The sequence below is a fragment of the Stenotrophomonas sp. CFBP 13718 genome, from assembly GCF_014842145.1.
Lineage (GTDB): Bacteria > Pseudomonadota > Gammaproteobacteria > Xanthomonadales > Xanthomonadaceae > Stenotrophomonas.
This window is the reverse complement of sequence record NZ_JACYVC010000001.1, coordinates 570,630-585,373: the sequence shown is the minus strand read 5'-3', so window position 1 is coordinate 585,373 and position 14,744 is coordinate 570,630. Positions and strand designations below refer to the sequence as shown.

Annotated in this window: 16 protein-coding genes; 14 read left to right on the top strand and 2 right to left on the bottom strand. The window is 65.5% G+C overall.

The window, feature by feature from the left end:
• Nucleotides 1-19: 19 nt before the first annotated feature.
• Both IFT58_RS02605 and IFT58_RS02600 read left to right on the top strand, forming a co-directional pair.
• On the top strand, nucleotides 20-634 hold the full coding sequence (locus IFT58_RS02605) for a YqaA family protein (RefSeq protein ID WP_192080526.1): 615 nt from the start codon (nucleotides 20-22) through the stop codon (nucleotides 632-634).
• Nucleotides 631-1,413, top strand: a complete 783-nt coding sequence (locus IFT58_RS02600) for a peptidoglycan DD-metalloendopeptidase family protein (protein ID WP_188324418.1) — start codon at nucleotides 631-633, stop codon at nucleotides 1,411-1,413. Before IFT58_RS02605 ends, IFT58_RS02600 begins: the two co-directional genes overlap by 4 nt.
• 430 nt (nucleotides 1,414-1,843) lie before the next feature.
• Here IFT58_RS02600 and IFT58_RS02595 read toward each other — a convergent pair whose 3' ends face one another.
• Both IFT58_RS02595 and yhbY read right to left on the bottom strand, forming a co-directional pair.
• Nucleotides 1,844-2,218 (bottom strand): Mth938-like domain-containing protein, encoded by a 375-nt coding sequence (locus tag IFT58_RS02595; RefSeq protein ID WP_188324417.1) that lies wholly within the window; start codon nucleotides 2,216-2,218, stop codon nucleotides 1,844-1,846.
• An 18-nt stretch (nucleotides 2,219-2,236) separates the two neighbouring features.
• The gene (gene yhbY / locus IFT58_RS02590) at nucleotides 2,237-2,542 is read right to left on the bottom strand and encodes a ribosome assembly RNA-binding protein YhbY (RefSeq protein WP_188324416.1); all 306 of its coding nucleotides are present in this window, start codon (nucleotides 2,540-2,542) and stop codon (nucleotides 2,237-2,239) included.
• Nucleotides 2,543-2,607: 65 nt separating this feature from the next.
• Between yhbY and rlmE the strand changes: the two genes are divergently transcribed.
• From rlmE to recX, 12 genes are all read left to right on the top strand, one after another.
• Nucleotides 2,608-3,240 (top strand): 23S rRNA (uridine(2552)-2'-O)-methyltransferase RlmE, encoded by a 633-nt coding sequence (rlmE, locus tag IFT58_RS02585; RefSeq protein WP_188324415.1) that lies wholly within the window; start codon nucleotides 2,608-2,610, stop codon nucleotides 3,238-3,240.
• A gap of 63 nt (nucleotides 3,241-3,303) precedes the next feature.
• Nucleotides 3,304-5,256, top strand: a complete 1,953-nt coding sequence (gene ftsH / locus IFT58_RS02580) for an ATP-dependent zinc metalloprotease FtsH (protein WP_188324414.1) — start codon at nucleotides 3,304-3,306, stop codon at nucleotides 5,254-5,256.
• Between the two features lie 125 nt (nucleotides 5,257-5,381).
• Nucleotides 5,382-5,567, top strand: coding sequence for a hypothetical protein (locus tag IFT58_RS02575; RefSeq protein ID WP_188324413.1), 186 nt, complete (start codon nucleotides 5,382-5,384; stop codon nucleotides 5,565-5,567).
• Nucleotides 5,568-5,659: 92 nt separating this feature from the next.
• Nucleotides 5,660-6,556 carry a dihydropteroate synthase gene (folP, locus tag IFT58_RS02570; protein WP_192093817.1) on the top strand — a complete coding sequence of 299 codons (897 nt, stop codon included), beginning with the start codon at nucleotides 5,660-5,662 and terminating at the stop codon, nucleotides 6,554-6,556.
• Nucleotides 6,556-7,509: a tRNA (adenosine(37)-N6)-dimethylallyltransferase MiaA gene (miaA, locus tag IFT58_RS02565; protein ID WP_192093816.1), complete on the top strand. Its 954-nt coding sequence runs from the start codon at nucleotides 6,556-6,558 to the stop codon at nucleotides 7,507-7,509. Before folP ends, miaA begins: the two co-directional genes overlap by 1 nt.
• Nucleotides 7,510-7,611: 102 nt before the next feature.
• Nucleotides 7,612-7,890: an RNA chaperone Hfq gene (gene hfq / locus IFT58_RS02560; RefSeq protein ID WP_188327310.1), complete on the top strand. Its 279-nt coding sequence runs from the start codon at nucleotides 7,612-7,614 to the stop codon at nucleotides 7,888-7,890.
• Nucleotides 7,891-7,904: 14 nt separating this feature from the next.
• A complete protein-coding gene (gene hflX, locus IFT58_RS02555) occupies nucleotides 7,905-9,215 on the top strand; it encodes a ribosome rescue GTPase HflX (protein WP_188324411.1) in 1,311 nt (436 codons plus the stop codon).
• A 30-nt stretch (nucleotides 9,216-9,245) separates the two neighbouring features.
• Nucleotides 9,246-9,740 (top strand): CinA family protein, encoded by a 495-nt coding sequence (locus IFT58_RS02550; protein WP_192093815.1) that lies wholly within the window; start codon nucleotides 9,246-9,248, stop codon nucleotides 9,738-9,740.
• Nucleotides 9,741-9,776: 36 nt separating this feature from the next.
• The gene (ubiB, locus tag IFT58_RS02545; RefSeq protein WP_188324409.1) at nucleotides 9,777-11,459 is read left to right on the top strand and encodes a 2-polyprenylphenol 6-hydroxylase; all 1,683 of its coding nucleotides are present in this window, start codon (nucleotides 9,777-9,779) and stop codon (nucleotides 11,457-11,459) included.
• Nucleotides 11,460-12,267: 808 nt separating this feature from the next.
• Nucleotides 12,268-12,912, top strand: a complete 645-nt coding sequence (lexA, locus tag IFT58_RS02540; RefSeq protein ID WP_192093814.1) for a transcriptional repressor LexA — start codon at nucleotides 12,268-12,270, stop codon at nucleotides 12,910-12,912.
• Nucleotides 12,913-13,067: 155 nt separating this feature from the next.
• Nucleotides 13,068-14,108, top strand: coding sequence for a recombinase RecA (gene recA, locus IFT58_RS02535; protein WP_188324407.1), 1,041 nt, complete (start codon nucleotides 13,068-13,070; stop codon nucleotides 14,106-14,108).
• Nucleotides 14,109-14,220: 112 nt separating this feature from the next.
• The gene (gene recX / locus IFT58_RS02530; protein WP_192093813.1) at nucleotides 14,221-14,718 is read left to right on the top strand and encodes a recombination regulator RecX; all 498 of its coding nucleotides are present in this window, start codon (nucleotides 14,221-14,223) and stop codon (nucleotides 14,716-14,718) included.
• Nucleotides 14,719-14,744: the final 26 nt, after the last annotated feature.

Genomic DNA, 14,744 nt, shown 5'->3' with positions numbered 1-14,744 from the left:
TTCACGGAGCAGGGCATTCATGAAGATCTTTGGGCCGCTGTACGAGCGGGCGTTGAAGTGGGCCAACCATGAGCGGGCACCGACCTACCTGACGGTGCTGAGCTTCATCGAGGCGATCATTTTCCCGGTGATGCCGGAAGTGATGCTTGCCCCGATGTGCGTTGCCCAGCCCAAGCGCGGCTGGTGGTTCGCCACGCTTAGCCTGTCCGGCTCGATGGTCGGCGCGGTGGTGGGCTATGCGCTGGGTCACTTCGCCTACGAGGCGGTCAAGCCGTTGCTGGATACGATGGGCATGCTGCCGGGCATCGAGCGCGGTATCGCGATCGTGCAGGAGAAGATGGCTGATTCGCCGTGGGCGGTGTTCACGTTCCTGGTGCTGGGCGGCTTCATGCCGATCCCGATGAAGGTCTTCACATGGGCGTCGGGTATCGTCGGTGTTCCGATGCCGCAGTATCTGCTGAGCATGCTGATTGGTCGCGGCAAGCGCGTCTTCGTGCTGGCCGCCGTCATCCGCATCGGTGGAGCGCGCGCTGAAGCGGCGTTGCGTCGCTGGATTGAACCGCTGGGCTGGATCGCTACTGCATTGGTAGTGGCGATGGTGGCCTGGCTTGTATGGAGGTCGAAGTTCGCATGAGTGCTGATTGTTTGAACAGGGGGTTGCGTCTGGGCGCGCTGGCCATGGCGCTGTCCGCGCTGACCGCGTGCGGCACGGCCACCGTGGTGCGTCCGTCCGGTGGCGGGAGCGGCGGGGCCTCGTCCACGCCGAAGACCTCGGTGGCGCAGCCGGGCAAGACCGTGCGCGTACAGAAGGGCGATACGGTCTATGCCCTTGCGCGCATCCACAGCATCACGCCCTCCGACCTGATTGCCTGGAACAGCCTGTCCAATCCCTCGACGATCTATCCGGGGCAGATCATCCGGCTGTATCCGCAGGGTGCGGGCGGCGGTCGGGTGCCGACCACGGTGGTCACGGCGCCGCGGCCTTCGGGTGGCACGACGACCACGACCACGCCGGTGTCCACGGTGGCCCCGGTGCGCAGCAATGTCAGCTGGCGCTGGCCGGCCGACGGCGCGGTCGTGGGCCGCTACGTGGCGGGTGAAACGACCAAGCAGGGCGTGGACATCGCCGGCACCAGCGGACAGGCGGTAAAAGCTGCCGCCGATGGCGTGGTGGTGTATTCCGGTGCCGGCCTGGTGGGCTATGGCGAGTTGATCATCGTCAAGCACAACGAGCAGTGGTTGTCGGCCTATGGTCACAACCGCAAGCGCCTGGTCAACGAAGGACAGAGCGTGAAGGCCGGTCAGCAGATCGCCGAGATGGGCCGCACCGGTGCTAACCGGGACATGCTGCATTTCGAGATCCGCTACAACGGCAAGCCGGTCGATCCCCAGCAGTACCTGCCAGCGCGCTGAGGTGTTGCCGCTGAGAGCGGTTGCCGTGTTGGTTGTGGGATTTGGCGGCGGGCAGGTGCCGGCGGGACAGATGGGACCCGCCGCAAGTACATCCATGTAGGCTCGTTTCCGCCCATCCATGGGCTCCAACGGTCCCATCTGCCCCGCCGGCACCCGCCTTCGACACATCCCCTCGGCGGGGGGATAAAGAAAAGCAAAGCGAAGCAAAGCAGCCGATCGTTGGATCGGCTTTGCTTTTGCTTTTTTTTTTCTTCTTTTTCCCCGGTCACCGGCGGACTGTCGGGGCGAGGGGGAAGGGCGCTGGGCGGGACCTTGAGCGGCAGGAGCCGCGAAGAGCTACATGGACGTACTTGCGCGTGTCCCGCACAGGGGCGTTCCCCCTCGCCAAACACAGAACCCGTAGCCGAAAGCCGCTCTCAGCGGCCAACCCTCATCGCTCGAGAATGAACGCGGCGGCGACCTTGCGGCCTTCGCCGGCGAGGATGTTGAATGTGCGCGCGGCGGCCGGGTTGTTCATCACTTCCAGGCCGATACCGCGCGACAGGCACGTGGCCATCAACTGCGGTGACGGAAATACCTGACGGGCACCGGTGCCCAGCACGATCAGCACCGGCTCCAGTGCCAGAATCTGCTCCAGATGGGCGACCGTCAGCGCGGCCACCGAAGCGACCGGCCAGTCCTCCACCAGCACCTGGGGGGTGACGATGAAGCTGCTGGCCAGCTCGCGGTCGTTGATGCGCGCCGAATGACCATCCGCACCCCGCAGGGTGTAGGCGTAATCAGGCGCTTCGTGACTGAGTTGCATACGGGGACGGGGCTCCGATCAACCGCGCGGAAGCACGATCTGGCGGTTTTCCTTGCTCGGGCGGTACAGCACGGCAACGTGGCCGATGCGCTGCACCAGGGTGCTGCCGGTCGTGGTCACCAGCTCGGCGATCATGGCGTCGCGGGCTTCGCGATCTTCCGCACCCACCTTCACCTTGATCAGTTCGTGGCGCTCCAGCACCTCTTCCAGCTCGGCCAGGAAGGCCGGGGTCACGCCTTTGCCACCAATCTGGAGCAGGGCTTTGAGGTCGTGGGCTTGGCCGCGAAGAAAACGGGTCTGGGATGCGGTCAGGGCAGTGGACATGCAGGAAAGCGCTGTGACTTGGGGGGTTCAGGGTATCATGGCGACCCCACCCGGCTGTATTTACTATGGTTTCCCGCAGCAAGAGCAGCCAGCGTTGGCTGAAAGAACACTTCTCCGACCCCTATGTGAAGAAGGCGCAGGCCGAGGGCATGCGCTCGCGCGCCGCCTACAAGCTGGAAGAGCTGCTCGAACGTGACCGGTTGCTGAAGCCGCACATGCTGGTCGTGGACCTCGGCGCGGCGCCCGGTGGCTGGTCGCAGCAGGTCCGCCGGCAGATGGGCGATACCGGTCGGGTGTTCGCACTGGACATTCTGGAGATGCCGCCGCTGGCCGGCGTGGACTTCCTTCACGGCGACTTCAGGGAAGAAACCGTCCTATCGCAGTTCGAGGCAATGGTCGGTGAGCAGCCGGTGGACCTTGTGCTCTCCGATATGGCCCCCAATAAGAGTGGAATGGATGCGGTGGATCAGCCGCGGATGATGCACCTGGCAGAGCTGGCCATGGATTTCGCCGACAACCACCTCAAGACCGGTGGGGCATTCCTGATCAAGCTGTTCCAAGGGGTAGGCTTTGACGACTACGTGCGTGAAATGCGCCGGCGGTACGACAAGGTCTCCATCCGCAAGCCGGACGCCTCACGCAAGCGCTCCCCCGAGGTCTATGCCCTCGGACAAGGCAAGCGCGCCACGATCAAGTAAGCTCGACACGCAAGCAGTACCCACGCGCCACCCAGCACAAGAGGAATACCGGAGCCAATGAGGATGAACGACTTGACCAAGAACCTCCTGCTATGGGTGGTCGTCGCCGTCGTGCTGATGGTGGTATTCCAGAGCTTCTCGCCCAAGACCAGTGGTGCGGGCGCTCCGGGTGCCACGTATTCGCAGTTCCTGGACCAGGTGGACAGCGGCACGGTACAGAAGGTGACCTTCGCCGGCGACATGCGCGGCGGCACCAACGAAATCACCTACACCACCCGTGGCGGCCAGACCTCCACCATCACCGCGCCGTTCGATCGCGACCTGATCAACGTGCTGCGCACCAAGAACGTGGAAATCGTCCAGCAGGAGCCGTCCAGCGGTATCTCGCTGGGCGCCATCCTGATGAACTTCCTGCCGGTCATCCTGATCATCGGCTTCTGGCTGTTCATCATGCGCCAGATGCAGGGCGGTGGCGGCGGCGCCAAGGGCGCCATGTCCTTCGGCAAGTCGCGGGCCAAGCTGCAGGGCGAAGACCAGGTCAAGGTCACCTTCGCCGACGTGGCAGGCTGCGACGAGGCCAAGGAAGAAGTCGGCGAACTGGTCGACTTCCTGCGCGATCCGTCGAAGTTCACCAAGCTGGGCGGCAAGATCCCGCGCGGCGTGCTGATGGTCGGCCCGCCCGGTACCGGCAAGACGCTGCTGGCAAAAGCCATCGCCGGCGAAGCCAAGGTGCCGTTCTTCTCGATCTCCGGCTCGGACTTCGTGGAAATGTTCGTCGGCGTCGGCGCCAGCCGCGTGCGCGACATGTTCGAGCAGGCCAAGAAGCACGCGCCGTGCATCATCTTCATCGACGAAATCGACGCCGTCGGTCGCCATCGTGGCGCCGGCCTGGGCGGCGGTCATGACGAGCGCGAGCAGACCCTCAACCAGTTGCTGGTCGAGATGGACGGGTTCGAAGGCGGCGAAGGCGTGATCGTCATTGCCGCGACCAACCGTCCGGACGTGCTGGATCCGGCGCTGCTGCGTCCGGGTCGCTTCGACCGTCAGGTCGTGGTTGGCCTGCCCGACGTGAAGGGTCGCGAGCACATCCTCAAGGTGCACATGCGCAAGCTGCCGCTGGCCGACGATGTCGTGCCGATGGTGATTGCCCGCGGTACGCCTGGCTTCTCCGGTGCCGACCTGGCCAACCTGTGCAACGAGGCCGCCCTGTTTGCCGCGCGCAACAGTGAGAAGGAAGTCCGCATGGACCACTTCGACCGTGCCCGCGACAAGATCCTGATGGGTGCCGAGCGCCGCTCGATGGCCATGAGCGAAGAAGAGAAGACGCTCACCGCGTACCACGAGGCGGGTCACGCCATCGTCGGCCGTCTGGTGCCCGAGCATGATCCGGTCTACAAGGTCACCATCATTCCGCGCGGTCGTGCGCTCGGTGTGACCATGTACCTGCCGGAAGGCGACAAGTACTCGATCAACCGCGTGGCGATCAATTCGCAGCTGTGTTCGCTGTACGGTGGTCGCGTGGCCGAGGAGCTGATCTTCGGTGCCGACAAGGTCACCACCGGTGCCTCCAATGACATCGAGCGTGCCACCAAGATGGCCCGCAACATGGTCACCAAGTGGGGCCTGTCCGAGACCCTTGGTCCGATCGCCTATGGCGAGGAAGACGACGAGGTGTTCCTGGGCCGTTCGGTCACCCAGCACAAGAGCGTGTCCAACGACACCGCGCGCCGCATCGATGAAGAGGTGCGCAGCATCCTGGACAAGGCGTATGCCCGTACCACCGAGCTGTTGACCGCCAATGTCGACAAGCTGCACGCGATGACCCAGCTGCTGCTGCAGTACGAGACCATCGACGCGCCGCAGATCGACGCCATCATGGAAGGCCGCGATCCGCCGCCGCCGATGGGCTGGGCCAAGTCGCCGAACAACAGCGACAACAAGGATGGCGGCAACAATGACAAGGGCGGTGATGCCCGTCCGGTGCCGCCGATCAGTGGGCCGGCTGAGCAGATCTGATCCGCCAAGCGTGATCGTGCAGGAAAAGGCCGGGGAAACCCGGCCTTTTCCGTTCATGTGTTCCGTGCACGGGGCGGGCCGGTGCGGGACAATAGGGCGACGTTCCTTCCACCCCCGGATGCCTCATGTCGACGCCCCCTCCCGAGCCGATTTCCCACACCACCGAAATGGTCATCGCCACCGTCGTCGGCGTGGCCGTCGGGCTGGGCATGGACAACCTGCTGCTGGGCTGCGGGGTCGGTATCGCGCTGGGTATCGTGCTGAGCATCGGCAAGACGCTGTACGTGGATCGCAAGCGCCGCAAGCGCTGACTCCCCCTGCTGGTCGCGCCGCGGCATGCCCGGCGGATCGGTGGAATTTCCTGTTCACGGCCAGCGGCCGTCACTACGCCCGAGGGTCCGCCATGTTCGATATCTCCCCCCAGCTTGATTGCGCCGGTCGTGTTCTGCGGCTGGACCGTGCGCAGGTGATGGGTATCGTCAACGTCACCCCGGATTCTTTCTCCGACGGCGGCGCTCACGACAGTGCCGACGCCGCGGTAGCTCATGGCCTGAAACTGGTGGAAGAAGGAGCGGACCTCCTCGATATCGGCGGGGAATCCACCCGCCCCGGCAGTGCGCCGGTGTCGCTGGAGGAAGAACTGCGCCGGGTACTGCCGGTCATCGAGCAACTGGCGGCGCGCACCGCTGTGCCGATCAGCATCGACACCTTCAAGCCGGAGGTGATGCGTGCCGCCGTCGCTGCGGGCGCCGGCATGATCAACGACATCCATGCGCTGCGTCAGCCTGGCGCGCTGGAGGCCGTGGCGGATACCGGCGTGCCGGTAGTGCTGATGCACATGCAGGGCGAGCCCGGCAGCATGCAGGCCGACCCACAGTACGACGACGTGGTCGCGGAGGTGCATCGTTTCCTCGTGCAGCGGCTGTTTGCCGCCGAAATGGCGGGCATTGCCAAGATGAACCTGATCGTCGATCTCGGTTTCGGCTTTGGCAAGACGCTGGAGCACAACCTCACGCTGTTGGCCCGCTCGGAACGCTTCATCGAACTGGGCGTGCCGATGCTGGCTGGTTTGTCGCGCAAGCGCATGCTGGGCGAGATCACCGGCCGCGACGTACCCGCGGACCGGCTCGCCGCCTCGGTGGCGGCGCACGTGATCGCTGTGCAGCGTGGCGCGCGCATCGTGCGCGTGCACGATGTGGCGGCCACGGTGGATGCCCTGAAGCTGTGGCAGGCGGTGCAGGCCGTGCCTGCCGTGCGCAAGGACGCCGCGCCCAGCATCCGTTGGCCGGACGAAGACTGATGGCAATCGATCGGCGGCCACTTGCCATCGCGGTGATGGGCCCGACCGCCAGCGGCAAGACCGCCACCGCGATCGCGTTGGCCCAGCAGCTGGATGGAGAAATCGTCAGCGTCGATTCGGCGCTGGTGTATCGCGGGCTGGATATCGGGTCGGCCAAGCCCGATCCCGCCGAACGCGCGCAGGCGCCGCATCACCTGCTGGACCTGTGTGACCCGTGGCTGGCGTTTTCGGCCGCCGAGTTCGCCACCGCCGCCCGCCGCGCCGTGGATGACATCGTCGCGCGCGGCAAGCTGCCGATCCTCGCCGGTGGCACCGGGTTGTACTTCCGCGCGCTGCTGGAAGGGCTGTCGCCCATGCCGCCCGCCGATGAGGCCACCCGGGCGCAGCTCAGCGCGGAGGCGGCCGAGCGCGGCTGGGCGGCCCTGCATGCTGACCTGGCGAAGGTCGATCCGCAGGCCGCCGCACGCATCCACGCAACGGACCCGCAGCGTATCCAGCGGGCGCTGGAAGTGCATCGGCTGACCGGCCAGCCGATCAGCCACTGGCAGCGCCAGCCGGGCGAGGGCAGGTTGCCGCTGCGGACGCTGAAGCTGGTGCTGGCGCCACAGGATCGCGCAGTGCTGCACCGGCGCATCGAACAGCGCTTCGACGCCATGCTGGCGCAAGGCTTCCTGGATGAGGTGCATGCGCTGCGCGCGCTGCCCGCCATGGCCGCCGTGCCCAGCCCGTTGGATCTGCCCGCCGTGCGTGCGGTGGGCTACCGCCAGGCCTGGGAGTTCCTCGATGGCCACGTGGATGCGGCCGCTTTCCGTGACAAGGCCATATTCGCCACACGCCAGCTGGCCAAACGGCAACTGACTTGGTTGCGCGGGGAACTTGATGCGCGCTGGTTCGATCCCCATCTAGAACATCAGCGGATGGCTGCAGCGGTCTCCGCCTTCGTCCCGTCCTGAAAGCGTCCCATGCGCCTGCCGTGTACCATCGGCAAGTCGGTGGTTGGCTGGGGGGCCGTGGTAGCTGCCGACACCCATAAAAACAATAATCAGGAGTTAGCCATGTCCAAGGGGCAATCGCTGCAGGACCCGTTTCTGAATGCACTTCGGCGCGAGCGCGTGCCGGTCTCGGTGTATCTGGTGAATGGCATCAAGTTGCAGGGCACGATCGAATCGTTCGACCAGTTCGTGGTGCTGCTGCGCAATACCGTCAGCCAGATGGTCTACAAGCACGCCATTTCCACGGTGGTGCCAGCGCGTAATGTGAAGATGGGCCCGGGCGGCGGTCTGGTGCAGTCCAACGAGGACGGCCAGCAGGCAGGTGATGACTCAATTGAATAACCTTGGAGTGGTTCGTGTTTGATCGCTCGAAAAAGGGCGAAAACGCCCTGTTGATCCAGCCCCATATGGGCAAGCTGGAAGAAGACGTGCTGGAAGAGTTCGGTGACCTGGCACGCTCGGCGGGTGCCAGCATCGCCGCCACCATCACGGCACGCATCGACCGGCCCAGTCCGTCGACGCTGATCGGCAGCGGCAAGCTGGAAGAAGTGAAGGCGGCCGCCGATGCCAGCGGCGCGGACCTGATCCTGGTCAACCATGCGTTGAGTCCGGGCCAGGAACGCAACCTGGAGAAATTCCTGGAGCGCCGGGTGATCGACCGTACCGGTCTGATCCTGGATATCTTCGCCCAGCGCGCTCGCAGCCATGACGGCAAGCTGCAGGTCGAGCTTGCCCAGTTGCGGCATATGTCCACGCGCCTTATCCGTGGCTGGACCCACCTGGAGCGCCAGCGCGGTGGCTCCATCGGCCTGCGCGGCCCGGGTGAGACGCAGCTGGAAACCGATCGCCGCCTTTTGCAGAAGCGCGTCGAACAGCTGCAGAAGCGTCTGGAAAAAGTGGAAGTGCAGCGCACGCAGATGCGCCGTGCGCGCCTGCGCAGTGAGCTGCCGCGCGTGGCCCTGGTGGGCTACACCAACGCCGGCAAATCCACGTTGTTCAATGCGCTGACCGGTGCGGATGCTTACGCGGCCGACCAACTGTTCGCCACGCTGGATCCCACCGTGCGCCGCATCGTGCTGCCCGGCGGCAACGTGGTGCTGGCCGATACCGTCGGCTTCGTGCGCGACCTGCCGCATGACCTGGTGGCGGCGTTCCGTTCCACATTGTCCGAGGCGCGCGACGCCGACTTCCTGCTGCATATCGTCGATGCCGCCGATCCGCATCGCGAAGAACGTATCGCGCAGGTCGACGAGGTGCTGACCGCCGTAGGGGCAGGTGATCTGCCGCAACTGCTGGTCTTCAACAAGATCGACCGCATCGACGGGGCCGACGTCCGCCACGACGGCCAGGATGGCGTGCCGGACGAGTCGCGCCGCGAACGCGTGTGGATTTCCGCGCGCGATGGGCGCGGCCTGGAGCTGTTGCAGAGCGTACTGGGCCAGCGCCTGGGCCTGCAGCATGTGACGGCTGAGCTGCGTCTGCCGCCCTCTGCGGGACGCTTGCGGGCCAAGCTGCACCAGCTGGAAGTGGTGGGCGAGGAAGTAAGCGATGAAGATGGCTGGTTGCTGCAGGTCAACATCCCGATCGCCGAAGCGGAGAAACTCGCCGCCGGTGAAGACGGTGCTCCGATCCGCGCGCTGCTGCCCGAGAAACTGCCGGAGTGGTAGCGTGGGCTGCCCCCTTGCCGCAGGATCGCCATGACCGTTCCCACTGATGACATGCTGGCCACCCTGGCCAGCGAACTGGGCCAGACGCTGCGGCTCGCCCAGCTGCAGCTGGTGACCGCCGAAAGTTGCAGCGGTGGCTGGGTCGCCAAGTGCATGACCGATATCGCCGGCTCGTCGGCGTTCTTCGACTGCGGGATGGTGGTGTACAGCTACGAAGCCAAGCAGCGCCTGCTGGGTGTCCGTGCGCAGACGCTGGAAGTGTTCGGTGCGGTCAGTCGCGAGACCGTGCTGGAGATGGTATCCGGTGCCCTGATCAATTCCGGCGCTGGGGTGGCGATCGCCGTGACGGGTATTGCCGGTCCTGGCGGTGGCAGCGATGACAAGCCGGTCGGCAGCGTCTGGATCGGCTGGAAGCGGCGCGGCGGCTACGCGCAGGCACAGCTGTTCCATTTCCACGGCGACCGCGACGCGATCCGTCGGCAGACCGTTTCGGCGGCGTTGCACGGGATGCTCGCCCAGCTGTGAGATGCTGGCCGCTCACTCGGCACGGAGCGGTCTTCGATGTGGGAAACACTGGGCACGGTCCGTGACCTTGGACGTCTGCAGGAAATCGCGGCGGTCCTGATCCGTTATGGGTTCGGTGACCTGGTGCGGCGGATCGGCCTGGCCGATGTGCTCGAGCGCGCAGGTCGCCTGCTGCACTGGGGCGATGACAGCAGCCAGCGGCTGCCGATGACCGCGCCGATGCGTGTGCGCCGTGCGATGGAAGAGCTCGGTCCTACGTTCGTCAAGTTGGGACAGGTGCTGGCTACCCGGGTGGACCTGTTCCCGCCCGAATGGATCGCTGAATTTTCCGAACTGCAGAATGCGGTGCCGGCGCTGCCCTATGCGCAGATCCACGAGCAGTTGAAGCGAGACGTCGGTGGCGAGCCGGCGCAGGTATTTGCATGGCTGGACGAAACGCCGCTGGCCGCCGCCTCGCTGGCGCAGGCGCATCGTGCGCGGCTGCACGACGGCCGCGAGGTCGTGCTGAAAGTGCGTCGCCCCGGCATCCGTGACGTCGTCGAGGCGGATCTGCGCCTGTTGGCCCGGCTGGCCGAGATCATCGAAGCGCGGCTGCCGGACCTGCGTCGCTATCATCCTGCCGAGGTGGTGCAGCAGTTCACCACGTCGCTGCGTCGCGAGCTGGATTTCGCGGCCGAGTGCCGCAACGCCGAGCGCATCGCACGCGACTTTGAAGGACGCCAGGACATCCTGATCCCGCAGGTGCACTGGCAGTGGACCTGCGAGAGCTTGAACGTCCAGGATTTCGTCGACGGCATCTCCGGGCGTGACCTGGCTGGCGTGGATGCCGCTGGGCTGGACCGGCGCCAGCTGGCCAACCGCGGCGCTGATATCGTGCTGAAGATGGTGCTGCAGGACGGCTGTTTCCACGCCGATCCGCACCCGGGCAACATCATCTACCTGCGCGACGGGCGCATCGGGGTGATCGATTTCGGCATGGTGGGCACGCTCTCCGAGTCGCGTCGATTCCAGGTCGCACAGTTGCTGCACGGACTGGTCGAACAAGAGCCGGAGGCCGTCGCCGATATCCTGCTGGACTGGGCGGGCGGCGTAGCGGTGGACGAAGGACGCCTGCAGCAGGACATCAGCCAGTTCGTCGACCGCTATCGCGGTGTCCCGCTGAAGGACCTGCGCATCGGCTTGATGCTCAGTGACATCACCTTGCTGCTGCGCAGTTACAACCTGATGCTGCCGGCGGATCTGGCGCTGATGATCAAGGCCTTCTTGACCCTGGAAGGGATGGGTCGGCAGCTGGATCCCGAATTCGACATGGCCAGTGCCGCGCGCCCGTTCCTGGAGCGTGTGGTGATGCAGCGCTATGCGCCGCGCGCACTGCTGCGACGGGGACGACGCAGCCTGCTGGGAATGATCGACCTGGCTGGCGAGCTGCCACGCGATCTACGTCGGCTGGTGCAGGCGGCACGCCGCGGTCGCCTGCAGATCAAGGTCGAAACCAATGCGCTGAAGGGTTTCGGCGATCAGGTGAACCAGGCAGCGAACCGGCTGGTGGTGGGCATCATCACCGCGGCGCTGATCATCGGCTCGTCGATCGTCATGCACAGCGTGGGTGGGCTTTCCAGCCGCTGGCTGCTGGTGCTGGGCGTGGGCGGCTTCATCGGCGCAGGGTTGTGCGGGGTGTGGATTCTGTTTTCGATCTGGCGCAGCGGCCGCCGTCGGTGAGGCGGGCGAACGGCTGAGCCCCTCGTGGTGGGTCGGTTGGATCTGCCTAATGTGGATGGGCCGGGCGGTGGGGCTGGTCGGGGGACGCGCACAAGTACGTCCATGTAGCGCTCGTTTCGCGCCATCCATGGCGCTCAACGCCCCCGCCCAGCCCCACCGCCCGGCCCTGACAGTCCGCGTGTGCGTCCCACCACGTAAAAAGAAAAAGGTAGCGCCGACCCATGGTCGGCGAGCGCAGCGGGCCGTTGGCGGAAACATCGGGCGAACGGCTGAGCCCCTCCTGGTGGGTCGCTTAGAGCTCTCTGGATTTGGCCGGGCGGGAGGGGGTGGTGGGGGACGGCAAGAGCTGCATCCATGCGGGCCTCGTTTCGTGCCATCCATGGCACTCAACGTCCCCACCACCCCCTCCCGCCCGGTCCTGACAGTCCGCGTGTGCGTCCCACCACGTAAAAAAGAAAAAGGTGGCGCCGACCCATGGTCGGCGAGCGCAGCGGGCCGTTGGCGGGAACATCCCGCCGAGCACGGCTCGGCGCTTCCGCTTCCGCTTCTGCTTTTCCTTTTTTTTGTCCGTGGTGGGCGCACGCGAACCGTCACAGGGCCGGGCGATGGGGCTGGGCGGGGGCGTTGAGCGCCAAGGATGGCGCGAAACGAGGCCCGCATGGATGCGGCCTTTGCCGTCCCCCGCCCAGTCCCGCCCGGCCCAATCACCGTAAACCGCTCTCTGCGACCCACCACAACGCGCCCAGCCGTTCGCCGCCACATCGGAGGCACTTGCGACACGATTGAGTTAGTAGTATTACTACTAACCATGGATACGACGACGCTCTCCGAAACCCAGCAGGCCATCCTGCAGATGATCACCGAACGCATCGAAAGCGATGGCGTGCCGCCGTCGCAGACCGAGATCGCGCGGGCCTTCGGCTTCAAGGGGGTGCGCGCAGCGCAGTATCACCTTGAGGCCTTGGAAGCGGCCGGGGCGATCCGCCGCGTGCCGGGGCAGGCGCGTGGTATCCGGCTGATGCAGGCCCCGCCGTTGAAGCAGGTGGCCGATCCGGCGCTGGATGACAGCGTGCTGCGCCTGCCCGTGCTGGGGCGTGTCGCCGCCGGCCTGCCGATCGGGGCGGACATCGGATCGGACGATTTCGTCGTGCTCGACCGGGTGTTCTTCTCGCCTGCGCCGGATTACCTGCTGAAGGTGCAGGGCGACTCGATGATCGACGAAGGCATCTTCGACGGTGACCTGATCGGCGTGCATCGCACCCGTGATGCGCGCACCGGGCAGATCGTGGTGGCGCGGATCGACGAGGAAATCACCGTCAAGCTGCTGAAGATCGGCAAGGACCGGATCCGCCTGCTGCCGCGAAACCCGGACTATGCGCCGATCGAAGTCCAACCTGACCAGGATTTTTCCATCGAAGGCCTGTACTGCGGCCTGCTGCGACCCAACCGCTGAACATCCCGGGGACGGCTGCCGCTGACGTCTGCGGCGATAATGTTCGACTTGCCCGGCCCGCGTCTCACTCTGTGCGATGAGCGGCCGCTACAGTCTCCCCCGAACCCGAGTTGACCACGATTAAAAAGATGACCACTACTTCAAGGACCAAGACAATGGACGAGAACAAGAAGCGCGCCCTGGCCGCCGCTCTGAGCCAGATCGAAAAGCAGTTTGGCAAGGGTTCGGTGATGCGCATGGGCGACCGCGTTGTCGAGCCTGTCGAGATCATCCCGACCGGTTCGCTGATGCTGGACATTGCCTTGGGCATCGGCGGCCTGCCGAAGGGCCGGGTAGTGGAAATCTATGGCCCGGAATCGTCCGGCAAGACCACGCTGACGCTGCAGGCGATTGCCGAATGCCAGAAGAAGGGCGGCACGGCAGCGTTCATCGACGCCGAGCATGCGCTGGATCCGATCTATGCCGGCAAGCTGGGCGTCAACGTAGACGACCTGCTGCTGTCGCAGCCGGATACCGGTGAGCAGGCGCTGGAAATCGCCGACATGCTGGTGCGCTCCAACTCGGTGGACATCGTGGTGATCGACTCGGTCGCCGCATTGACGCCGAAGGCGGAAATCGAAGGCGAAATGGGCGACCAGCTGCCGGGTCTGCAGGCCCGCCTGATGAGCCAGGCGCTGCGCAAGCTGACCGGCAACATCAAGCGCTCCAACACGCTGGTGGTGTTCATCAACCAGCTGCGCCACAAGATCGGCGTCATGATGCCGGGCCAGAGCCCGGAAGTGACCACCGGCGGCAACGCATTGAAGTTCTATGCCTCGGTGCGCCTGGATATCCGCCGTATCGGCGCGATCAAGAAGGGCGACGAGATCATCGGCAACCAGACCAAGATCAAGGTGGTCAAGAACAAGCTGGCGCCCCCGTTCAAGCAGGTCATCACCGAGATCCTGTACGGCGAAGGCATCAGTCGCGAAGGCGAGCTGATCGACATGGGCGTGGAAGCCAAGCTGGTCGAGAAGGCAGGCGCCTGGTACAGCTACGGTGAAGAACGTATCGGCCAAGGCAAGGACAACGCCCGCGGCTACCTGCGCGACAACCCGAAGGTCGCCCAGAAGCTGGAAGCGGAACTGCGTGAGAAGTTCCAGCCGGCCGAGGCGCCCAAGGAAGCGGGCGACGAAGACGACGCCGAAGAAGCGTAAGCAGTGCCTGCGGGGCAGGGCGGCGCCGTCAGTGACGTCGCCCTGTCCCGCAGCTCTTGATGCCCGTTGGTCGGGTGGCGTGACGCCACGACGCTGACGGAAGGATGTGGACATGCACGACGAAACCGAACCGCCCGCCGCTCCGGCCCGCAAGCGCCGACGGCCTGAGCTGACGCCGCTGCAACGCGCGCTGGGCCTGCTGGTGCGGCGCGAGCACTCGCGCAAGGAGCTGGGCCGGAAGCTGGTGGCCCGCGGCATTGAACCCGAGCAGGCCCAGGCCGCCGTGGACCGGCTGACCAGCGAAGGCTGGCAGGACGATGAGCGCTTTGCGGAAACACTGGTGCGCAACCGCGCCAATGGCGGCTATGGCCCGCGCCATATCCTCGCCGAGCTGGGTACCCATGGTCTGGACAGCGACGCCGTGAGTGCGGCGATGGATCGCTACGAAGGGGATTTCCTCGACAACGCCCGCGACCTGGTTCGCCGTCGATTCGGCGAGGAAGGGCCGCAGGATCTGTCCCAGCGGCGCAAGGCCGCCGACCTGCTGGCCCGCCGCGGGTTCGATGGCGACACCATCCGCCGCGCTACCCGCTTCGATGCAGAGGACTGAGCGGCGCTGGCCTGTTACCCTTCAGG